The following is a 22,854-nucleotide window of genomic DNA, read 5'->3' as shown; positions in this document are numbered from 1 at the left end:
TGCTATTTAAACAAGATTGAATATATCTCTAACTGGCTTTAGGTAAACTCATAATCCCGGATAAATCACACTCAACATAAAAGTCACAGCCAAAAACGAGAATAAGCTCATAGGCTAAATCTAACGTCATAATCGTTTTGCCACTCTCAAAATTACTGATGGTCGCCTGATCAACACCCAGAATATTACCCAGCTGCCTTTGCGTTAATTTTTTGCTTTTTCTTAATCGGCGAATTGATTTTTGCATATTCATTTTAAACTGCGACACACGTAGCTGCCTTGCCGGCCTATTATGTATGAAGCTTCTCTTCGTCGTACAGTCAGTCGTCGTATAATTGGATTCAATAGCGTATTCAAAGGTCATGATGATTTCCTTCCAAACCTTATAAAATAATGAGTACACACAATTTAACAGAACCCGTGTTCCAGAATCTGGACAACTTAATTACAATTACCACCACCAACATTTGTTGATAAAACAAACACAAGAAGTTAACATGCATTTAATTTTTAATCTGGTGTTTAGGTTATGGATGAAATTGACCCGTTTAAATTCGGGGAAAAGCTGAGGCACTTTGTAAGGAAAGAACTCATTGCAAAACAAGGCTCTGTTTCAAAAGGTTGCAAAAAAGCGGGTGTGTCACGCAGTACAATGAATAACTACCTAAATGGGACGTCTGAGTTTCCTCAAAGCGTGTTAACTAAATTACACAATGGGTGTAAGATAGATGTGTACGGTTTTTTGGCCTCCATGGCTGGAGTTGCTGGAAAATACAATAACGCTTGTATCGAAAAAGAACCCCAATTAGAGGCCTCTGATGAAAAAAATGAAGATAAAACAAAAGATTAATAATAATCAACTTAAACAGGTATTTGCTGGATATACTTCAGCTAAAGGTTCAGGACCTAGGCAACAAAGCGTAGACATTGACTATCCGCCAGTAACGATTACCCAAAATGAATTCCAAGGAGGTTGAGTGAAACCATTTACCAAGCTATTGCTTATCTTTATCGCGGTTGGTTTTGCCATTTACAGCATGAACATGCCTATTTATGAAGGAAGTATATTTATAGTCTGTTTGGCTTTTGCTTTTTATAAAACAACCCACTTGCCAAAAATGAATATATTTATTCTATACTTGATAGTATTCACGCTAATTGAGATTATAACAATTGCAGCGCTGGATAACTTTGTATATGGAAAATATACTGGCTTTACAGAAAACACTTGGTATTTTTCTTCTTCATTAATATTAAATCTATGTATCTGTTTATACTGTAGGAGGTCAGCAGTTTATTTTTTAAGAGAAGAGCCAAAGCTATTTGATATGGCAAACAGCTTATTTTATGTGTTTATGCTTTACCTTTTTGTAGACTTATACGCATTAGGTGAAAACTTCATACGTAATTTGGATAGGCTCGGGTTCCCTGAAGAGGAAGTTCGCCATCTTTGGGAAGTCACACATATGTATTACAATCTAGAAATTTATAATTCAATATTGCTGAGTTTGGCTGGCATTTGTTTGTTCGCCAGTGTGTATGCCCACCGCTCAGAAGAAGCACTCTCAGTTGAAAAAGAGTGAAGCTCACTAAAAAACACGATTAGCATTTATTTTTATTATCTAGCTAATGAGTATGTTAATAGAGAATAGCTTCACATTAAGCCTACCAAATAATCCACTACCAAGGCGCAGTTTTTGCGCCTTAAAAAACGCATAAAGGACTGATATGCAAAACACAAAACTAAAGCAACAAAAACAGCCAATTAAAGATAAAAAGCTACTCACACAGATCTTTGCAGGCAGTAATACAAGTAAAGGCTCTGACCCTAGACAGCAACGCATTGGCGGATACTTCCCAACTAAATAATCATCTACACATCGCCCACTCATTGGGGACATTTATATTTTATTTAACACCGAAGCGCTCAATCGCCAGCAGCGCATTGTCTTGAAACTGGGGGTTATCTAAATCTGCAAACACATGATGCTGGGCACTGAGCGCGCCAGTTAGTCCTTTTTTACTGGCGTAAAATCGGCCTGACTCTAAATTTGCATCAAATATCGCCGTTAAGTACCGCGCTGCGCCTGTCTCAACTCGGTGCACTTTGCCAAGCCACAACATGACTTGCATCATGCCTTTCATGGCATACTGTTTGATAAACGGGAGTGTGTTAAACCCTTCAGTGCCTTTGGTCGCACCTGGACTCATAGTCACAAACTTAATATGAGGATGACGCCTCGCCATTGCTGACATCCACAGCGCGCCCATGTATTTGATTGGGCCATAATGTGCTGTTGCATCTTGGTTTTTTGCAAACGCAGAGCCATCACAGATACTTATAAACTCCGCAACAGATGAGGTGCTTAAGCTCGGTCTGGGCATGCCCATTTCCGGTACTCCTCTGGCAGCTTCAGAGCCTGCATAAACGGCAACTTGTGTCAGCTTGCCACACTTCAAAAGCCTCTCTGTCAGCACACTGTGACCGAGTAAGTTCACCGCGAAGATCTCTGTCACGCCAGCGCTATTAATTGCTGAAAAACGCTTTCCCCCTGTGCCACCAGCGTTCATGATGAGCGCATCAACACTTTGCGGTAAATCATGTACAGCACGCTCAACAGAAGCGATGTTACTGACGTCTATTTCGAGCACCTCAAAAATATTCCGCCCTGTGATTTGCTCAAGTGCTTGTTGCGCAGCAGCGGCTTTGTGTTTATTTCGACAGCCTAAATAAACCACTTCGACCTCTGGGCGTGCTGCAAGCTGCAAAGCCGCTTCTTTCCCTAAACCTGCGTTTGCACCTGTAATTAAAACACGCTTAATCATCATAACCCCTTTTCATTTAAGAACGTCAAAACTCAATGAGGTTAGATTAAATGAAGCGCGAAATGCACTTTTGATATTTTTTGCGGTCTTTAAAATTCAGGCATAAAAAAAGCCTGATAAATCAGGCTTTGGGTTTTATTGGAATATTCAAGTAAATCTTATTGTTTGGATCTGCATCATTGAAATTTGCTGGCAACAATTCAAAATCAGGCTTATTGGCATACTCATACTTACTTTTAGGTAACCAACTACCCCAAATGTAGCGCAGGGTTTCTTCTAGTTTTGCGATCGGTCCTATGTGGGTAAAACGCGCATAGGTTTGCGCCGCTAGCTCGCGGGTTATCAAGCCTTCAGGGACATCGTCAAAGTTTTCAACTTGTGCAGAGCAAATATAAACAAACCGAGTTACCTCTTCCGACTCTTCATAATTTTCATAAATGCCAAAAAAGTCACTGCCGACACGATTAGGAATTTTATCCCGATAGGGTCTAAACCCTGACCATAGCTTGGGTAGGCTTAGGTCTCCATCATCATACTGAGTGGCGATACCGACGATTTTCATCGCGGGTTGCTCAATGATCTCAGGCTCCATGCTCAAGTTGTTTTGTAAAAAAGCGAGATCTTCTTGGCTTACCGGCTTTTTATACAACAACCTAAATGGCTCATTTATTTTGCGATACTGGGCAGGCGTCATATCAAATAACGCCTTAAACGCACGGGTAAATGCCTCTTGTGACTCAAATTGGCACTCTATCGCCAAATCTAAAATGCCGACATCGTCTGTGAGTAATCGTTTTGCAGCAAGCGTTAAACGCCTTTTACGTAAATACTCTTTTGGTGTATCTCCAACCAAAGCTTTAAACACCCTACTGTAATGATAAGTTGAATAATGAGCGGATGTCGCAATTTCATGTACACTTATCTTGTCATATAGATGCGCTTCTATGTACTCAATACTTTTAAAAAAACGGTCCATCTCATACCTCGTTAATAATAATTACGCTTGTGCCGTATTTACTTTGAGCACATGTGACTCAGCATACGCTTTAAGGCCTTTGAGTAGTTTGCCAAACGCCACCGGAAATACCAGCCTTAACAACGGATAAAATGGATAAGCAAATAATTTAAGCGCAGGAGAAGCAACCCAAATTACCTCAGCTTGGTTTGGATTAAGTGCACGCACAGACATGGATACATGGTTTTGCTTAATTGGCACAATTTTAGGGTTGTTTACGGGCAACACATCAAATGCCAACTGCTTTTTTTGCTCATTAAAGTCGGTGATAACTTCTTTGACTTTCGCGCCATTGGGATCGGCGTTTAAATCACAAATGCGCCCTTCCATCGGTGCACCTGTTTTACTATTGCCGCGGCCCATTGCCACAGAGTTAGGAATAGGTACCATCCATAAGTGGGCTTTATCAAACTCATGGGCAATCAAATGCCAAACTTGCTCTGCGGATTTATTAATGATGATTTTTTTAGTTACTTTCATAAATACACCTGTGTGTGTTGCGTTGATAGGTGTACTTTAAAAAATAACGACTGCGTTTTTTTGATATTTCTTGCTGTATAAACTCACTTGAATAACTAAAACAAAAAACCTATCTGCTATACAACAGATAGGCTTATGTAAAATTGTTTTAAATTGTCTTTAATTTAACAAGTCATTCGAATTGATAAACGCAGACAGTTTATTCGCGATATCCGTGTGCTCTGCTTTGGTCGGATGCCAAATACACCCCTCTAATGGTGATGAGAAGGTATGTGAGTACAACTTATCAACCCCTTGCTCTTCAAGCTTGGTTTTTGCCTCTAATGTCGCAGGTATGATGAAGTCATAGGGATAAGCCGGTCTTGGCATAAATATAATGGGTGCATTCGGGTAGCGATAACGTACCGTATTGACGAACTCGACCATGGTAGAGATCCAGTCGGCTTTGACTTCTTCAATGGTTGTCCATGGTTCATGAGGCTGGGGATCTGTGCTGAAGTCGTTCGTGCCCACCTCAATCACAACCAAATCTGGATGTGTATCTTCATACGCTTTATTATCGCCAAATACCGCAGAGGCTTTGTCTAAATAAGTACGAAGATCATGGTGTGGGTCGTTACCGCTCCAATTACGAATTAAGCCCAGCCCTGAGTAAGACACTTGTGTGAAGCTGGCTTCAAGCATGGATGCGGTCAAATAAGGAAAAGCCACTCTGGCATTGCTGCTATCTACAATCTCCTGCCAAGTACACTGGCGTTTAGTGGATTCACTGCCAAAACCGGCACTAATTGAGTCTCCAACAAATAAAATATGGGGTTGCTGCTGCCAAATACCCTCTAAGCGGCCATCCGTTGAAAAGCTCAGTATTTTGGTATTGTTACCATAGTTTTCCCAGCGCTTGACGATTTCAATCTCGACCATTTTGGCTTCCTGCTGTGTAAAAACAACATGCTCTTCAAAATTGCCATTTGCATTGGTCACAATTTTTTTATGCAGCTGACCGTTCACCAACACATCAAACTGATCGCCATAACCAGCGAGTGTCACCTTCAGTGATTTGCCTACTAACTTGGTTTTAAGCTGCGTGCCTGGCCAGTTAAACTCAACCTGTCCTTTACTGTAATGCTTGCTGACTCGCCCTTCATAAACAATGGCATGGTGCGTCGCTTGATAGCTTTTTGCAAACGCGGTGCTAGACAACAGCGCACTACTGCAACTGAGAAAAGCCACTAACAGTGATAACTTAATAGATATTAACCTTAACATGTGTCATTCCTTAATTTAGTTTGTATCCGAGACCGTATTTCAACATCACATATCGATATGCAATGCACACAGTGCCCGCCAAATTAGTCACGCATTAAGTACCACCCTCAAATACAGCCCATTTCATTTGAAAAAAACTCATACAGCAAACATCTGTTCACAATTCGACCTAGTCACTATTGTATGCACAAGTGCAATAATCTTAAAATACAATCATTCTCATTTTAGAAGACACAGATCTGTGAACAACCGTATTTTAGTCGTAGAAGACGACATTACTCTCAACCAGCAAGTTTGCGCCCTACTTAATAACAGAGGCTATCAGGTCGACTGTCTTCATGATGGAGAACAAGGACTTAGTCAAGCACTCGCGGTGGATTACGACCTCATTATCCTAGATATTCGCTTGCCGAGCATGGAAGGCTATGAAATTTTGGCCCAGTTAAGAAAATAAAACACACACCAGTCTTGATTTTATCCGCCTGTGGTGCTGAGCAAGAACGCATAAAAGGCTTAAGCTTAGGAGCGGATGACTATTTATCTAAACCCTTTAACCTTGATGAACTGGTATTGCGCATTGAAGCGATTTTAAGACGTGTTCATGCGAGCCACACACAAGCGCAAACGCCCTTTGAGATTACGCTGTCTGACTTACATTTGGACAGACAAAAACAGCTCGCTGCCTATAACACAGAGCCGCTAGACATTACTGCCATTCAATTTAAATTGCTATGGCAGTTAGCACACAACCATAAAGAGACACTCAGTAAAGCGTTTTTATATCAAAGCGTGCTTGAACGTCAATTCAGCCGATATGACCGCAGTTTAGACATGCACCTCAGCCGCTTACGTAAAAAGCTCGTTGCAGTTGGGCTCAGCCCCGAGTCAATCACCACAGTGCATGGCAAAGGGTATCGTTTGCATGTTCAATCTTAGAGCTTCTTACTTTTTACGCCTATGTGCGTTAGTCATTGCAGGCTCTATTTTACTCTTTGCCGTGATTGACTACTTGGTCAACCACACTGAGTTTAGGATGAGCCAAATTAAAGTCGCGCATCAGCAAGAGCTCATCGCACTGGGCAAGCAAGCCGAGCAATTATATTTGTCAGGAGACATGGCTGCACTCAGTAAATATGTAAAAAACATAGAGCGAGACCATGATACTTGGGCGGCGGTGGTACAGCGCGAACTGACGCCACTGGCAGGCACGCAGCTTCAGCAGTACTACCTAGACGAGTTTACCCTTGGTCGGGATGTACGATGGAAAATCCACTTATACTTTGCCCGTAACCCTGTCATGGACATTCCGTTTGCAGATGACAAAACCCACTTTTTGATCCAGTTACCCAGTCATATGCGCCCGGGTAATTATTGGCAAATTGCTTATATTTTGCTGCAATTTTGTGTGCCATTTTTAGTTTTAACGGGCATTTGCTGGCTGTTATATCGCGCCATTATGAAGCCACTCAAACAACTAGAGCAAAGTACCCGCGCCTTTGCAGATGGTGACTTAGACAGCCGAATTGGTGACAAAATCTCGAGTCGCGATGCCGAATTTAAGCAAATTGCAGCCACTTTTGACAAAATGGCTAACTGTACCGCCAACACCATTCGTGCACAAAGGCAGTTCATTGCGGATTTTTCTCATGAAATACGCACCCCCATAGCCCGTATTGAAACTGCGCTGGAGTGCCATAAATCAGGATTAGATCAGCAAGATATGCTCAGTCGTGTAACCAAAAACACCCATACCATGCGAGAACTTGCCGAAAACACCTTAACACTCACTTGGCTCGAAAATGAGCGCTTCTGCCCACATACAGATACAGAAAACACCCCTTTTGATTTGGTCGACTTAATTGACTGTATTGCGGAAGAGGTGAAGTTCGAAGCCCCTCATTTACAAATTAACCTCGAATTACCCGACTCCAAAACGCTGAATAGTGATGCCAGAGTCCTTGGCCAAGTCATTGAAAATGTAATGAGAAATGCTAGCCGTTTTGCCAAGAGCAGCATTTTCGTGAAGCTCGACAACACCACCATGCAAATCATTGATGATGGACCTGGTGTGTCAGACAATGAACTGACAGATATTTTCAAACCCTTCTATCGCAGCCATGGCTATTCACATACGCAGCCAGAAAGCGATTCATTCGGTTTGGGGCTTGCGCTTTGCAAACGCCAAATGGAGCGACTCAACGGGCAAATATATGCGAAAAACAATTCAGATTCAGGACTGTGTATCGTCATAAAGCTCTAACGCTGGTTTTTTAGTCCCAATTACATGCCAATTGTCACTGTAAATGTAACAGTTGTAAAAGTGCTTTGTTTTGGGACAGAACCATGAATAATACACGCGTATTGATAACTATTTTCATTTAAGATAAAGGAACACACCAATGCAGTTTGGTTTTTCTCGCACATCTATCGCCCTTGCTGTCGCTGCAGCAACTTTCGCGTCTCCCGCTACTTTGGCAGACAATCAACAGCAAAAGATTGAAATCATCGAAGTTCATGGAAAAGTCTCTGACGCCGATATGATCATTGACCAAACTGATCTAACCCAGTTACAAGCCAACGACTTATCTGACATTTTTAGATCTTTACCACAAGTGTCTGTGGGTGGCTCAAACCCAGTCGCACAGAAAATTTACGTGCGTGGTCTTGAAGACACCATGCTGAATGTCAGTATTGATGGCGCATTACAAGCAGGCTACTTATTCCACCACCAAGGTCGTTTATCTATTGAGCCTGAGCTTTTGAAGCAAGTTGATGTTGTCGCTGGTGCGGGTGATGCAACTTCGGGGTCAGGTGCACTTGGTGGTGCACTGAGATTTAAAACCAAAAGTGCTTCGGACTTACTTGCCCCAGACGAGCAATTTGGCGCGTTATTCAAGTTAGGCTATTACGGCAATAGCGAAGGCTTTAAAGCAAGCTCAACACTATATGGCCGTGTAACTGAAGATATAGATGCACTTGTGTCACTGATCAAACGCGACACTGAAAACATGGAAGATGGTAATGGCGACGAGATCCCTTACTCACAATCAGAGCAAGAAGTCGGGTTTGCAAAAATCAGTGGTGACTTAACCAGCACTCAATCGTTTAGCTTAAGCCATGACGTGCGCCATGATGACGGCACGCGTTTACTTCGCGCACACTGGCACCCAAGTCGTAAGAACTTTGCCCTGCCGCAAGAAAGTGAGCGCACTACAAGTACATTAAACTACTTCTATGCGCCACAAGATGACCTTATTGATGTTGCTTTCTCTGCATATCAAACGAAGAACTCTATCACGCATGCTCATCCTGAAGGTGAAAATAGAGCCGGTGTTGTTGTCCAAAACACCTATTTTGCAGAGTATGACTCACAAGGGTTTGATCTAAAAAATACGGCGCTATTTGAAACGCACAAAATTGTTGCAGGCTTCGACTACCGAAGTGATGAGGCGATTTTGGAAGATATCGGTTCTAATTACGAGCTATCAGGGGTAGAAGAAGGCAAAGTACTGGGTTTATATATCCAAGATTATTTCCAAGTGACGGATCAATTCCAGATCAGCACCGGTGTCAGATACGACAAATATGAGCTAACAGACGATAACGGGTTTGACTTTGACTCAAGTGGCTTTAGTCCTAACCTGAATCTAACTTATGAGCTAACGCCTGAGTTATCAGTCAACACAGGGTATGCTAAAGCTGTTCGTGGTCAAAAAGTAAAAGAGTTATTTGTACTTGGCTACTATGACAACGATGAAAACCTACGTAAAGAAGTGGCTGAAAACATCGAAGTGGGCTTCAAATATCTTGGTGATAACCTCGTTGTCCAAGCTGATGTGTATATGTCGACCATTGATGATGCCGTGTCTACTGCGAAAAACATCGAAAGCCAACCTGCAAACTTCCTAAGCAATGTCGGCGATTTAGAAAACAGAGGCTTAAACATCAATGCGCGTTACAGCTTCGACCGTGTGTCTGTGTCTTTGGCGTTCAACAGCAGCCGCCCTGAATGGAAAACGCACGTTAACCCAGCACTGGCGGGCTCCGCGATTTCGGATCAAGATTGGTCAATCGGTACCTCTGTCGGTGACACTCTGACACTTGGTGCAGACTACTCACTCACAGACTCGATAGAGCTGGCTTGGCAAGCACGCTTAGTGAAGCGACTGGATGATTCAGGGACCTATGTTTGGGATAACACAGAGCTGCCTGAAAAAGTAGGTTACGGTGTCCATGATTTAAAAGCGACTTGGTACATCACGAACGACGAAAATGTGAAGCTAGATATCGCCATTAAGAACGTCTTTGATAAGTTCTACTACGACCACGCAACTTACGCAGCCATCGGCCCAATTGACACGGGTGTTGCAGAGCCTGGCCGTGATATTCGTGCCACCATCACATGGCAACTATAATAAAATTCTAGTCAGCTGAACAAAGAGGCCTTGTAGGCCTCTTTTTTCTTGCTAGGCGATTGCAACCAGATTAAACCAACCCAAGCTGAGAAAGCTTACTCTCAACCTGTTTATATCTCAAAGCACTACAACTACCAAAACCAGCTCTCTGCCTAAACTTATTGGCCGTCGACATCGGTGTTGTCATGCCTGTTAAAAAGCGCACCAGTACTGCGGCTGTCGCTTCAATGCCTGCTTGGTTGAGGTAGTTTTTTAACCCGTTGATGTCATCTCTTAATTGCTGATCATCTGGAAAAAGCGGCTCTTGACTAAATTGCAGTTGCGCAGAGCTTCCACGACAAACACTACAATGCCCACAGCTTTGCGGCACTTGCTGATCGTCAAAGTATCTGGCGAGGTTATTAGACAAGCAGTTTTGTAACTCAAAAAAGCGCAGCATGGCGGCTATGCGCTTTACTTCCCCAAGCTCCTTATCAGAAAAATAATCACTTAACTTGTTAGCGAGCTCAGGGGCGTTCAAAGCCGTCTCATCTACTTGGTAGACTTGCATCATGCGCTTAGATTCAAGCAAGATCATGCCTTGCTCATGTAGATAATCCAATGCTGCTACCACGCGGCCCCGTTCTAGACCTTGATTGACCAAAGCGGCCATATCAACCGTTCCCCACACTTTTTTAAAGTCGGTGTTTGACACGAGCTGCTGAATAAACGCTTGGCGATTTGCGTCGAAGGAGCTCAGCACTTTGTTTTCTGGGTGCAGCCATTTAAAACGAAAATCAGCATAGAATGCGTATTTGGCTTCCAGCACACCAAACAGTTCCAGTTGTACAAGTGCCGTTTTTAGTGCAAGCAGACGAATGTTTGTCGCCTTAGATACACTCAGCTCTTGCATTTCCCAAAGCCCTTGCGACATTGACGAGCGAATTTCATCAAGCAATGATTCAATATTGCCAAGCTCTGGCGTGTCTGCATACACAAAATTCTCAAGGGTTGACACCCCGTCTAAATTTGCCAGCGTAATACATTTTGACGGCTGCCCGTCTCGCCCAGCACGGCCAATTTCTTGGCTGTAGTTTTCAATAGACTTTGGTAAGTCATAATGAATAACAAAGCGAATGTCTGACTTGTCAATCCCCATACCAAATGCGATGGTGGCCACGATGATACGTTTTTCATTGTGCATAAATTGCTGTTGGATCTGCTGCCTTACGTCATCTTTTAATCCTGCATGGTAGGCAACCGCGTCTTGCCCTGCCGCTTGCAGCTGTTTTGCAACATCTTCTGCCGTTTGCTGCAACGTGACATAAATAATGCCGCTGTCCTGTGTCTGGCTTAAAAACGATAAAATCGTCGGCAGCTTCTCACTCTCGGTGCAGCCCTGAATACTCAAATCTAAATTGGCGCGATAAAACCCAGTTTGTACAATATGCTGCTCATCTATGGCGAATCGATGCGCCATATCTCGTTTTACTTTTTTGTTGCGGTTGCTGTTAATAGCAGGACCAAAGGAATATTCAGCTCATTGCGAATTTGCGGTAACTTCAAATAATCCGGTCTAAAGTTATGACCCCACTCTGAAATACAGTGCGCCTCATCGACCACCAGCATAGAAATGGGCACTTGCTTGATAAAGCCACGAAAGCGCTCATTTTTAAAACGCTCAACAGACACCATCAAAATTTTGATGTGACCATCTCTCACACCTTGCATCACACTTTGTGATTGCTCATAGGTTTGCGTCGAATCTAAACTTGCAGCTGGTATCCCCTTTTTATTTAAAAACTCGATTTGATCTTGCATCAAAGCAAGCAGTGGAGAAACCACTAACGTGAGATTGGGCAAATGCAAAGCAGTTAGCTGATAGCACAAGGATTTTCCCGAGCCCGTTGGAAATATCGCCAAGCTAGACTGGCCACCAATTAATTGCTCAATGGTTTGTGCTTGCCCAGCCCTAAAAGCGCTAAATCCAAAATATTGGTCTAGCGTCTGGTGTATATCTGCTTGATGCATAAAGTGTCTCGTTGTGATGTGTGAGCATAAGCGTTGGCCATCTTATTTAGCCAAACAGCAGGTCAAATGCTAATTCACGCCCATAAAAATTATGTATTTTATGATACCAGCTATTAGGGCACCTTTGCTTCACATATGACGAATTTCATTTATTTTGCACTACGTGCAAACAATGAGTGCTATCTATCGCTTTCTATTTGAACAGTACTGTTCCAATCGCCTATTATTTTGTGCGCAAAACATCCAAACACGTATTATTAAAGCCCATGTTTTTATAAGGAGTATTTAATGGCACATGTGCGCCAAGCAACCATCACTGACGCCGATAAAATTCATACACTATCGAGCTTTTTAGGCTACTCAAACACGACCTATGACGAAGCTCAGCAACGGCTGGCCTATTTACTTGAATCAACCAATGATGATGTTTGGGTATGTGAGGTAAATGGACACATTGCTGGGTGGCTTCACGGGTTTAAAGCGCACCGACTAGCCTCTGCTATGTTTTATGAAATAGGCGGTTTAGTCGTTGACCCAAAAGTCAGAAAGCAAGGTGTTGGCAGACGACTTGTTGAACAAGCTTATCAGTATGCTCAAACGCTAAATGTGGAGCTTAGAGTTAGGTGCAACTGCAAACGTGTGGAAACCCATGAATTTTACAACCGACTTGGCTTTACCCAAGCAAAACAGCAGAGTGTATTTAGCAAACGTTAGTACCCTGTTTGATCAAATAAATGCTCGTGTAATGTAGTGAAAGATACATTTTTATCAATGCACATTAAACTGTCGGTATGAAAAGCACAGGGAGCCAATGAAATGTCTTTGCCAAATCAACAACCTCACTACAGAACAATCACTAGTAGATTAAAGCCACTCGCGATATCTACCAGCTTTTTATTGCTATTTGGTTGTACTACAACCAGTTTAACGAGCGAGTCAAACGCACTGGAAACGGCAAAGAATGACTGCATTGGTACAATAGAGCAGCATACCGGGCTTAAGCTCCTACCAAATGAAAAGCTCCCACCTGGCGTGGTTATGCCGCAGCAACAAGGTGGCTTATGTAAAGGGCAGGTGTTTGTTACGACAAAAGAGATCACCATCTGGCGTGCATGGAACAGTGAGTACAGTGGTTCTAAACTTGGAAAGTGGTGGACCTTCGACAAACCTCGAGGCTCTATCTCTCAATATCGACGAGACAATGTGATCTGCCCGAGTTACTCCCCTTTAGATATGCTCGTCAGTTGTAAAGTTAAAGTCGGTACGCAAGTCGTCGTTGGCCCCGGGCAAAGTGCTAAATGCAGTGATTACTTTAGTTACCCAGCATCAAAAACAAATCAGATATACTTAGCGGATGCTGGAAATACCACATTAGTTTGCCAATCTTATGATGGCCGATTTTCATGGCGAGAAGCGCCGCAAAAAGTGGTCAAATCCGCGGAGTCTCTGTAGCTGAAACCACACATAACTCGCAGTCTTACCTTAGACGGCTGAGCTAACTTTTACCGGATAAAGCAGATGCTTAGCCTTGGTAAACTTAAGCCTCTGACTTTATCGATGATAACTGAAAAGCGCTGCGCTTTGTGAAGCTAAAGTACAGCGCTTGATCCCTACATGTCATACTAACTCCACATACAAAATTGATAACGCTATCCTTTGGTGGCAAATTTTGACTGGACAATTATCAAACAATCAAAAGGAATTAAAAATGAAAACGCTAGTAACTGTAAGTGCAGCACTTCTGATGTCATTCATGGCAGCACCTAGCTTTGATGCGCAAGCAGCAGAGCAGTACAAACAAATCATCGTATGACTGCCTTCAAAAAAGGGACACTGTTGATGATTTAAAATTGTGATTTACACTTATACCTGTAGATATTTTATTTTTTTGAAGGTATTCCTATCCTTAAGTTAAAAGAACGCTTTGGCGCCTTGACTAAAGCACAGCCAATTCTCATTAATCGATATCCAACTTATGCTGCTTACCTACTTATCGTAACGGCTGCGTTTTTGCTGTATTACCCTATTCATTACGCCATAGATCATAGTTATGGGCTAGCCATCGCGGTTGTTATTGTCATTGTTGCATTGCTTTTTACCTCAGTCAGACTATTACAAGGGCGGCTTAGTGTATTAAAGTGCCTAGTTTTAAGCGCAGTATTGGGTAGTACACTCATATACTTTTCATTCCAGTCCCCCATCATTGCTGTCATTTGGTTACCCGCTTTCTTAGTTGGCGTTTTTATGGTGTTCCCTTTCAAAATGGCCTGTTTAACAACTTCATGCTGCTGGGCTGTCATTACCTACCTGAACTTTATCAGTTTGCATATGGAAATTGCCTTGAGATCTGCCATGTCGTCAGGGCTTGTTTTGCTCCTGACAGCCGTGATTGTAAGAACCTATAACGAAGCAATTCATGCCGCAGAAAGCGTCGCAACACAAGACCCACTAACAGGTGCACTTAACCGACGCACGCTGATAGAAAATATTGAACTCGAGTCAGAGCGTGTCACCAGATATGGACAAACATGCTCTATCATCATGATTGACTTAGATAACTTTAAAACATTAAACGATAAGCTGGGGCATGGTATTGGAGATGAAATGCTCGTTAACTTCGTCAAGCTGATTAGCCAATATACACGTAAAAATGACAAGTTATTTCGACTCGGCGGTGATGAGTTTATGCTTCTGATCCCAGGCATGGATGCCGAGACAGCAAAAAGCTTTATTGCACGTATTCAAAACTTGGTGCCGTCTCAATTATCAGTCGAAAGTGTTGCGTTGGGAATGAGCTTTGGCGTCTGTGAGATTACAGCCAATGCTGCAATTGAGCAGCTGTTAGAACTGGCGGATCAAGCCCTCTATGAAAACAAAGCCCAGAGAAAATCCCAGCAAAAAGAAGAGTGAGGCAATTAATCTAGCGTTGAGTTTTCATTCGTTGAGTTGTGTTATTTAAAATAACTAACAAAGTAGAGAAACATGCCTACAGGCTCTGCCTAAGTAAAACAAGTGGTTGCTGACAAATCAAATATATGTGTCTCTTTGAACAATGCTGATGTTAGCACCCACTTACAAAAGAAAGCTTAAGAATCAATATATTAATATCAATAACCTTATCAGATCCAGTGTTCACATCGACCATTACGGGTAAAGTACTACCATGCTCATAGAACGACCTACCCATTAATTCAATTTCTAAGCATCGGCGACGCCATAGTGAACCAACTGCCTCTTACTTTTTATCAATACTTTCTAATTCCCTTATCCATCGAATGTGATAACATAATCTTGCTTTCAAAGGATTGCCATGTATCTGAATTAGCTATACTAAAATTCAAATTGTAGATTGGCCTTAACAGTAAAAATAGGCTAAAAATGTATCAGAATACATAATAAAAAAATAAACTTATCACTCATTAATGGCTATATAAAAACTCTCTTTAGGAAGTATATTTTTGTATCGACACATCATTTGCTTACTATGCGCGATAACAGCATGTTTTGTGGCTTCACACAATGCTTCACCGCATAATACTGTTTACAAATTGAGTGCAGAAAAATACCAAACGGCTACCTGGATCGATACATCAAAACTCACCTTGCCCCAAGGTAGCCCAGTGCTTAAAAAGTCTAATCAAATAGACTTAGACAAGCCTGATGCCATCAAGTGGACAGAGATAGGCCTCTTTACCAGACAACCATCTCACTTTGTTGAAACTTCATTTATTGCTTCTTTTGACGCTGTCGACAATAGCACCAGCGCCCCACGTTGGACACAAGTCAAACCCGCTCAATATGAACTGAATTCATTGTCAGATATACGACACTTTTCTACTCGACAAGGTTTACCGACTGGCGCGGTGTATAAAACTGTTCAAGACAAGGCAGGTATGTTGTGGTTGGCGACCAATGGTGAAGGGCTCTGTCAGTATATTGGTGATCATTTCAGGTGTTTCAATGATAGCCATGGTTTAAACAACAACAGAGTATGGGATATTGAAACCTCAGCGTCAGAGCAATTAATACTGGCAACTGACAACGGGCTTAATACTTTCGATGGGCAACAGTTTCATACCTTAAAAATTGATGACAAGCCTTTTTCTGGCAAAGTAGACCATGTCGCAACGATTGGTGAAACGCTCTTTTTCTCCAGCAATAACGCCTTATATCGCTTGAAAAGTAATACCCTTGAGCAAATCTCCCCTCGTACACCCTTTAAATTAATTAATGACTTAGAAGTTGACGGAGATACCCTGTGGATTGCCGCAAACTCCGGCCTATTTCAGTTATCCAAAGATAAATTAGCAGAATTTAAATTCCACAATGCGTGTTTAGGTGCCATAAATACAGTAACAAGCACACCAAGTGATGTGTATTTTGCGCTGCGTTCAGGCAATGTCTGCCATATTAATAAATCAACACTGTCTACGGCACGTTTGAGCGGAATAAACACACCCAATATCACCACGATGTATTTTGATACCGAGCAAAATACGCTCTGGCTGGGTGACGACAGCCAAGGTGTATTTAAGGTCAGTCACCACTATGCGCAAAATTTCAATAAACAAAACGGACTGAGTGACAAACACATACGCAATATTATGAAAGACACTCAGGGCAATATTTGGGTATCCACATACGGTGGTGGTGTAAATCGAATAAAAGACACAGGCTTTAAGTTACTGACGAGACGCGGCGGATTGCTCAATGAACGTGTCAGTGCATTAGCCAACATTCATGATCGGCTGTGGTTAGGTCAATATGGTACCGGCATACAAATACTCGATAATAAAACATGGCTTGAACCCGCTGCCCCCATTTACAATCGTTACATACACAGTATTGCACAAGATCAACACGGTCGAGTTTGGTTGGGCAGTCGCCAAGGGGTAACTGTTTTAGGCAAACAAAATAGTGTGCATATTTGGCGTGAACAAGGACTCTCGGCTGATATTATTCATCAAATCGTGCCCGCTCCAGACAACTGTCTATATATGGCAACACATAACGGGCTCTATCGTAGCTGTGGCAATCAATTACAGCTATTAGACGTGTCTAAGCGCAAATATATAATCGATGTTTTTATTGATAACTCTGAGCGCGTTTGGTTTGTTACAAACGGAGACGGTACATTTTATGTGGACAATGACACTGTGTATCGGTTTACTGAGTCAGGTGGGTTGCCCAGTAATTGGGCATACAGCATCGAACAAAGTGAAAACAATACTTTATTTCTCGGCACCAGAACAGGCGTTTTGGCATTAACACAAGTGAAAAATCAGTGGCTTGGACGCCATATCAGTACTCAAGAAGGGCTCAGTAGTAACATCGTGCTTGGGCTAAAGTATCACCAAGGTTATCTGTGGATAGGCACAGAGCGAGGTAATAACCGTCTTCTCACACAATCACTCTTCGATCCAGCCAGTCCGCTCAAATTAGACGCTTTTGTGTATGACAATGGTTATTTGGCGGTTGATGCCACCCTCAATACAGCAACCATGCTTGATGACACCTTCTACTGGGGCTCGGGCAGCGGTCTCACTTACTTCAAACCTGAGCACCTAGATATTACTCCGAGTCTCAACACACAATTACTTGAAATCGTATCCTTAGATAAGGACGGAAAATACAATTACCCCACGACCGATTCAAAAAATAGCCCTACTCAGTTTTCCCCAGACACGTTGCAAATTTTATTTAAGTTCACGCACAATGACTGGTCTTCACCAGAGCGAGCCTTGTACCAAACTCGCCTTCTCGGTAGCAGCGAAATCTGGAGCGAGCCGTCCACATCAAGCGAAATCACTTATAATCACTTGTCTCCTGGCGAATATGAGTTTCAGGTGAGAACCCGTTCACAAGGAAAGGTTGGAGATCCTGTTAGCTACTCCTTCCAATTGTTAGCCCCTTGGTGGCAAACAAAATGGGCGTATGCGTTAATGTTAACCCTCTTATTCATGCTTATGTATCAGGCTATGAAGTGGCGATTTAAGATTTTAGCGACGCAACAAAGAATCGAAGATCGTGCAGCGTTTTCAGAAGCATTACTAGCTCGAAAAAAGCAACTGCTTGCTGAAGTGTCTCATGAGATCCGCACTCCTTTAAGTGTATTGAAAATGTCCATAGAGGGTCTGGAATACAACTTATTAGACGACAGTGAAAAAACCTACGAGCTACTGCACAGACGTATTGGAGATATTAATCAGCTCGTTACGGACATCGAGCAACTGGCCATGACTGAACTTGAAGAGCGAGCTCTTAACTGTAAAGATATGGCGGTTAAGCCTTGGCTCACAGCATGGTGCCAAGATGCGCAAGCAAGAGTAGCACAGAGACCCAATACACAGTTTAATTTCAATATAAAAGTACCAATAACGACAAAAATTCATGCCGATATCGATCGTTTAACACAGGTGCTCTCTAATTTGCTATCAAATAGTCTTCGCTATACTGCGCCGCCTACAACAATCGAGTTAAATGCCTATTTAAAACTTGGGCAACTGGTAATATCAATTCAAGACAGTGCGCCTAGCGTATCAAATTCTGAGCTCACGACGATATTTCAACGAATGTATCAAAGTGAAAAAAATAAATCTCTCTACAAAGGGGGAACTGGGCTTGGGCTCGCTATTTGCCAAGATTTAGTTACCCGCCATGGTGGCAGTATTTCCGCTGCTCATAGTGAATTGGGTGGCGTTAATATCACCATCACATTGAGTATTTCGAGCCTGAAATAAAAACAACTCAACTCGTCATATAAGTGCCTCTGCGTACGCAAATTAACAAGTAATAAACCCGTCCCCTATTGAGTTTCTAAACCGAATACAAGACAATACCCGCAATTGATAATAATTATCAATTGCGATACCAAAAGGAGATAAATGGGTATGTCGATAAAAACTATCATGAAAGGTAAATCGATTTGGTTACTGGGCCTAACGAGTCTATGTGGCTTTTCAAATTTCACAATGGCAACACCTGCAGATCAGCAACTCAGTGCTGAAGAGCGCGCATGTATGTCACTTAGGTTTGATGACTTCTCTAAACTCGAGCGTGGAGAAGCCGCTACAAATGTAATTGAATCCAGTTTTATCAAAGGCTACACAATGAATGCCACGGAATCAGAGTGGGCATATAAACACAGTAGGCTCATGGGGGCGCCTATTCCTAAATCGCAAACAAGTTTGCCTGATCATTGCCTCGTGCGCGGCTATGTTACACCAACAATACGTTTTGAGTTACGCCTGCCCTCCCGAGCACTTTGGAATCAAAAGTATTTACTTAATGCGTGTATGGGCTTTTGCGGTGATGTTAGTCCCTACCCTCCTATGGCTGGCATTGTTAGACACTACGCCACGATGAGTCATGACGGTGGCCATACCGCATATGGATTTGATGGTAAATGGGCACGAAACAACGAACAGCTCAAAATAGACTTTGCGTATCGTGCAAACCATGTTGTCGCCGTTGCCGCCAAAGCAATTATTGAAAAGTTTTACCATTCACAGCCTCAATATTCATTTATCACTGGTTGCTCCAAAGGTGGTCACGCCGGTGTAATGGCAGCCAAACGATACCCTAATGATTTCGATGGCGTGATTGCCAGAGGGCCTACCGTCAATTATACAGACGTAAACCTTGTTAACTGTATGGATAATGCACGTGCGGTGCTCAACGACAGAAATGAACCCATTTTATCTTCGAGTGAGATCCCAATGATAGCCGGCGCGGTGATGGCAGCATGTGATCATAAAGATGGCGTGATAGACGGTGTAATCAACGACCCCAGACTCTGTGATTTTGACCCACAAACTCTGGCTTGCGATCCTGGGCAAGTCACCAACTGTTTATCTAGCCAACAGGTCAATGCTGTAAAGGCCCTTTACGCCCCATCTAAAAACGCCCAAGGAGAAGTAATTTATGGTGGATTACCCTATGGTTCAGAGCCTGAGTGGGTTGGCTGGGTCACACCACTGCTCGAACAGTTGAAGCCTTTCGCCTATTACGCTGCTACCGAGTACCTCAAATATATCGCGTACCCAGAAGCGCTTGATGTGGACTACGATTGGCGGGACTTTTCTTACCAAGATGAAAAGCAGAACTTACAGGAAGTGAGCCAGTTAATTGATGCAGACGACCCCGATTTGCGCGAGTTCAAAAAAAGTGGGGGTAAAATGATCGTGTTACATGGCTGGGCTGATGCAGCGATCCCCGCCTATGCAACAATTGATTGGTATGAAAATGTCGATGCTTTTATGCAGAGCCATGATCACGAAGTCAGAGACTTTGCGCGACTCTTTTTATTACCTGGTGTTATCCACTGTGGTATAGATGGACCAGGCAATGCCACTTTCGATGCCATCAGCGCTTTGGAAGCTTGGATAATTGGTGGTGTTGCTCCAGATAGCCTGCTTACGCAAAAGGAAAATACACAGGGTGCTGTGATCAGGGCGCAACCAGTCTATCCTTACCCACTGCAAGCGATTTATGATGGTAAAGGCGACCCAACAAAAGCTTCGAGTTATAGACCTGGCTTTCTAGCACCTTAATTAAACTAGGAGCAATGATGCATCTGTATCCTTGCTCCTGTCTTTACCTACTTTTATATAGGCTGGGACACACGGTAGTATGCGATTCTAATTCAATGTGTTGATTAAATGCTTTGCTCAGTATTATCGGTATTGGGCTTAGCTCGAAGTAGTTTAATAAATATAATCAACATGATTGCCGCAAATAAGTTAAACCCAATATGTGTATGTTCATGAGTCAGTGCAAAGGAAAATGAAATAGGGCTTTCAAATGACCAGGCAAAACCCGAAGTTTCGATACGTATGACTTGTACCAAGAAATAAAGCAAACCAATCCATAACGCCCAACGCTGGTTTTTAAGCGTATATATCCCGGACACAATAGGCAAAATCGACACAGCCAGTAAAAAAGCTAATAGCAAATTCAGTTCCATAGACGTAAAAATCAAGTACCCAGTCAAACCCAATCCAACTACCCCTGATGTAACCAATGCCCAACCCGCTATTTTTTGAATCATACTACCTCTCAAGATTGATTTTCTGTCGTTAATACTATTCGCTCTGTTTGTTTTGTTTAGACCAATAAACCTAAAACAAGTCACCTGTTGAGCGTATCGCGCTCATACTATTAGTAATTAAACAATATTGCACGCTCTTTGTACTTGGTGCGGTAAGAACCCGGTATGCTCTCATTGGGTGCTGATGCAAGCCTGAGTCTCCTTGAGCGCTATAATCTTTATTGCAATAAAGGTCTTACGGTATGCTGTTTGACTTTCTAATGTCATTGAAATAATTTAATCAAACTCACTTTAACTACACATACCGTTTTTTGAGGTGGTTATTCAACTAACTCGCGCTCTAAAATTGCAATCATTTTTTCAGACTGCCCCATATTGGATGAAGCTGGTAAAACCATTTGCTTTAAACGCCACCCATCCTTGCCTTCTGCATTTAATGCCTCGTCAATGTCTGGTGTGCCCTGTTTAAAAATCCCAAATTTAAACGGCAGTTCTAACGTTTTATATTCATATTTTGTCATTGTCTTTGGCTCCTCGTGGTCCAACTCGCTAATACTCAGATCTAATGCCGATGCAATCGCTTTTTTTGACTGTAACGACGCAGTGCCTTCTGATTCTATTCTTTGCACCGTTCTTAGATTAAGCCCAGATGCAATTGCTAACTCATCTTGAGACCACGCTTTATCTTGTCTTGCACTGAGCACTAATTCAGCATTTATTTTCATATTTGTTGTGACCGTTCATTCTTTGAGATTTTATTATGTGGAAAGCGCTCGTATGCTGTTACGCAAGTTTGCCGATTGTTTTACGTCACTTATACGACAGCACTATATGCACCCGTGTACATTAAACTCTAACTACATGAAAAGTATACTTATAATTATTAACTTTCATATTGTTGGCAATCAGAAATTTGGCTGGGAAAACGCCAGTTTTCTAGCACAACACACGTTTAAGTCACTTGTGCTATGAGCAAACGACTTTGCTCTACACTGCCAAACTCTCAATAAATTAGATAAAACACGCTATTTTGACAACGGGCCGAAAGTCAAAAGTCGGCTAGGACTTTTTATGTTCGGCGCTTTCTTTGAGTAAGATATAGCTCAAAGCAATCAGTGGTATATTGGTCGTAACCGGGTTAAATGCTTCAATTAACAACTGAGGCTGTAATACATACACAGCTATGAGTAAACCTATTAAACCAAGTATATTTAACACATTGATGAGTTTATGCTTATAAAGAAAGAAAAACATCAAACCAAATAATACCTCTGCTACTCCAGCAGCACGGGTAATCATAATTGATACTTCTTCTGAAAAGCCTGCACTAGAAACCATTAGGCGCTCCAATGGTGCAACATGAACTAACTTTGGAAAAATACCATGGTACAGCCAAGCGAAACAGATAACATATCGAGCAATTTGAGTTGTGGACAAAACGAAACCTCTAGTAAAAACGAATTAGAATATGAATGCAGTGAAACTTTTAATTAGCTGATATATAAAATAAGAATGACTTTTTAATCATCATTAAAAACCTTTGTAATAAAAGTCGACAGTTCAACACAATTGCCCCATATAACCCTGATGCCCAAACCGCCTTTTACCCTAAGTTTAATTCATTAAATAACCAAACTGTAATGAACTTAAATTCTATCAGTTTAGATTTTTTCCCAAGCCTTTCGATTGCTAACCAAATCGACTAGTTAGAAGCAAGGTCACTATATAGGCCAATATCACTCCGGCTTTATTACCAACCTATTAGTTAAAAAGCACATAGTTACAAGAGTGAT

Annotated in this window: 20 protein-coding genes and 1 pseudogene; 12 read left to right on the top strand and 9 right to left on the bottom strand. The window is 42.2% G+C overall.

The window, feature by feature from the left end; genetic code table 11:
- Nucleotides 1-28 precede the first annotated feature (28 nt).
- Complete coding sequence (locus JF50_RS19275; RefSeq protein WP_080760252.1) at nt 29-364, bottom strand: helix-turn-helix transcriptional regulator; 336 nt, start codon at nt 362-364, stop codon at nt 29-31.
- A 165-nt stretch (nt 365-529) separates the two neighbouring features.
- On the opposite strand from JF50_RS19275, the gene JF50_RS19270 reads away from it, so the two are divergent.
- From JF50_RS19270 to JF50_RS27245, 3 genes are all read left to right on the top strand, one after another.
- Nucleotides 530-850 carry a helix-turn-helix domain-containing protein gene (locus JF50_RS19270; RefSeq protein WP_039610224.1) on the top strand — a complete coding sequence of 107 codons (321 nt, stop codon included), beginning with the start codon at nt 530-532 and terminating at the stop codon, nt 848-850.
- 127 nt (nt 851-977) lie between these two features.
- Complete coding sequence (locus JF50_RS19265) at nt 978-1,583, top strand: hypothetical protein (protein WP_039610223.1); 606 nt, start codon at nt 978-980, stop codon at nt 1,581-1,583.
- Between the two features lie 145 nt (nt 1,584-1,728).
- The gene (locus JF50_RS27245) at nt 1,729-1,869 is read left to right on the top strand and encodes a hypothetical protein (RefSeq protein WP_160290486.1); all 141 of its coding nucleotides are present in this window, start codon (nt 1,729-1,731) and stop codon (nt 1,867-1,869) included.
- A 39-nt stretch (nt 1,870-1,908) separates the two neighbouring features.
- On the opposite strand, the gene JF50_RS19260 is transcribed toward JF50_RS27245, so the two are convergent.
- The 4 genes from JF50_RS19260 to JF50_RS19245 all read right to left on the bottom strand — a co-directional run bounded on the left by JF50_RS19260 (nt 1,909) and on the right by JF50_RS19245 (nt 5,587).
- Nucleotides 1,909-2,829, bottom strand: a complete 921-nt coding sequence (locus tag JF50_RS19260; protein ID WP_235423443.1) for an SDR family NAD(P)-dependent oxidoreductase — start codon at nt 2,827-2,829, stop codon at nt 1,909-1,911.
- 118 nt (nt 2,830-2,947) lie between these two features.
- Complete coding sequence (locus JF50_RS19255) at nt 2,948-3,802, bottom strand: AraC family transcriptional regulator (RefSeq protein WP_039610221.1); 855 nt, start codon at nt 3,800-3,802, stop codon at nt 2,948-2,950.
- Nucleotides 3,803-3,823: 21 nt separating this feature from the next.
- Entirely contained in the window at nt 3,824-4,321 is a 498-nt protein-coding gene (locus tag JF50_RS19250; protein ID WP_039610220.1) for an SRPBCC family protein, read from the bottom strand.
- A gap of 159 nt (nt 4,322-4,480) precedes the next feature.
- Entirely contained in the window at nt 4,481-5,587 is a 1,107-nt protein-coding gene (locus JF50_RS19245; RefSeq protein ID WP_052262508.1) for an SGNH/GDSL hydrolase family protein, read from the bottom strand.
- Nucleotides 5,588-5,828: 241 nt separating this feature from the next.
- Between JF50_RS19245 and JF50_RS27860 the strand changes: the two genes are divergently transcribed.
- The 4 genes from JF50_RS27860 to JF50_RS19230 all read left to right on the top strand — a co-directional run bounded on the left by JF50_RS27860 (nt 5,829) and on the right by JF50_RS19230 (nt 10,002).
- Nucleotides 5,829-6,041 (top strand): response regulator, encoded by a 213-nt coding sequence (locus tag JF50_RS27860; protein ID WP_327077606.1) that lies wholly within the window; start codon nt 5,829-5,831, stop codon nt 6,039-6,041.
- 14 nt (nt 6,042-6,055) lie between these two features.
- On the top strand, nt 6,056-6,523 hold the full coding sequence (locus tag JF50_RS19240; protein WP_327077605.1) for a response regulator transcription factor: 468 nt from the start codon (nt 6,056-6,058) through the stop codon (nt 6,521-6,523).
- Nucleotides 6,510-7,847, top strand: a complete 1,338-nt coding sequence (locus JF50_RS19235; RefSeq protein ID WP_039610218.1) for a sensor histidine kinase — start codon at nt 6,510-6,512, stop codon at nt 7,845-7,847. The genes JF50_RS19240 and JF50_RS19235 overlap by 14 nt, the downstream gene beginning before the upstream one ends.
- Before the next feature lie 139 nt (nt 7,848-7,986).
- Entirely contained in the window at nt 7,987-10,002 is a 2,016-nt protein-coding gene (locus tag JF50_RS19230) for a TonB-dependent receptor domain-containing protein (RefSeq protein WP_039610217.1), read from the top strand.
- A gap of 70 nt (nt 10,003-10,072) precedes the next feature.
- On the opposite strand, the pseudogene JF50_RS19225 reads toward JF50_RS19230, so the two are convergent.
- Nucleotides 10,073-12,012, bottom strand: a pseudogene (locus JF50_RS19225) (RecQ family ATP-dependent DNA helicase).
- 288 nt (nt 12,013-12,300) lie between these two features.
- Between JF50_RS19225 and JF50_RS19220 the strand changes: the two are divergent.
- From JF50_RS19220 to JF50_RS19200, 5 genes are all read left to right on the top strand, one after another.
- Nucleotides 12,301-12,726, top strand: a complete 426-nt coding sequence (locus JF50_RS19220) for a GNAT family N-acetyltransferase (RefSeq protein ID WP_039610215.1) — start codon at nt 12,301-12,303, stop codon at nt 12,724-12,726.
- Between the two features lie 102 nt (nt 12,727-12,828).
- Nucleotides 12,829-13,464: a hypothetical protein gene (locus JF50_RS26360; RefSeq protein ID WP_052262326.1), complete on the top strand. Its 636-nt coding sequence runs from the start codon at nt 12,829-12,831 to the stop codon at nt 13,462-13,464.
- Between the two features lie 480 nt (nt 13,465-13,944).
- The gene (locus JF50_RS19210) at nt 13,945-14,922 is read left to right on the top strand and encodes a GGDEF domain-containing protein (RefSeq protein ID WP_039610214.1); all 978 of its coding nucleotides are present in this window, start codon (nt 13,945-13,947) and stop codon (nt 14,920-14,922) included.
- Nucleotides 14,923-15,518: 596 nt separating this feature from the next.
- Nucleotides 15,519-18,752 (top strand): two-component regulator propeller domain-containing protein, encoded by a 3,234-nt coding sequence (locus JF50_RS19205; protein ID WP_152614552.1) that lies wholly within the window; start codon nt 15,519-15,521, stop codon nt 18,750-18,752.
- Nucleotides 18,753-18,902: 150 nt separating this feature from the next.
- Nucleotides 18,903-20,564, top strand: coding sequence for a tannase/feruloyl esterase family alpha/beta hydrolase (locus JF50_RS19200; RefSeq protein WP_235423473.1), 1,662 nt, complete (start codon nt 18,903-18,905; stop codon nt 20,562-20,564).
- Nucleotides 20,565-20,668: 104 nt separating this feature from the next.
- Here the strand turns inward: JF50_RS19200 and JF50_RS19195 are convergent, their stop codons facing one another.
- The 3 genes from JF50_RS19195 to JF50_RS19180 all read right to left on the bottom strand — a co-directional run bounded on the left by JF50_RS19195 (nt 20,669) and on the right by JF50_RS19180 (nt 22,498).
- A complete protein-coding gene (locus JF50_RS19195; RefSeq protein ID WP_039610212.1) occupies nt 20,669-21,061 on the bottom strand; it encodes a hypothetical protein in 393 nt (130 codons plus the stop codon).
- 320 nt (nt 21,062-21,381) lie between these two features.
- Complete coding sequence (locus JF50_RS27445) at nt 21,382-21,786, bottom strand: DUF4177 domain-containing protein (RefSeq protein ID WP_039610211.1); 405 nt, start codon at nt 21,784-21,786, stop codon at nt 21,382-21,384.
- A 334-nt stretch (nt 21,787-22,120) separates the two neighbouring features.
- Nucleotides 22,121-22,498: a DoxX-like family protein gene (locus JF50_RS19180; protein ID WP_039610209.1), complete on the bottom strand. Its 378-nt coding sequence runs from the start codon at nt 22,496-22,498 to the stop codon at nt 22,121-22,123.
- Between the last annotated feature and the right edge of the window lie 356 nt (nt 22,499-22,854).

The organism is Pseudoalteromonas luteoviolacea, assembly GCF_000814765.1.
Classification (GTDB): domain Bacteria; phylum Pseudomonadota; class Gammaproteobacteria; order Enterobacterales; family Alteromonadaceae; genus Pseudoalteromonas; species Pseudoalteromonas luteoviolacea_H.
This window is presented reverse-complemented; position numbering and strand designations above follow the sequence as displayed.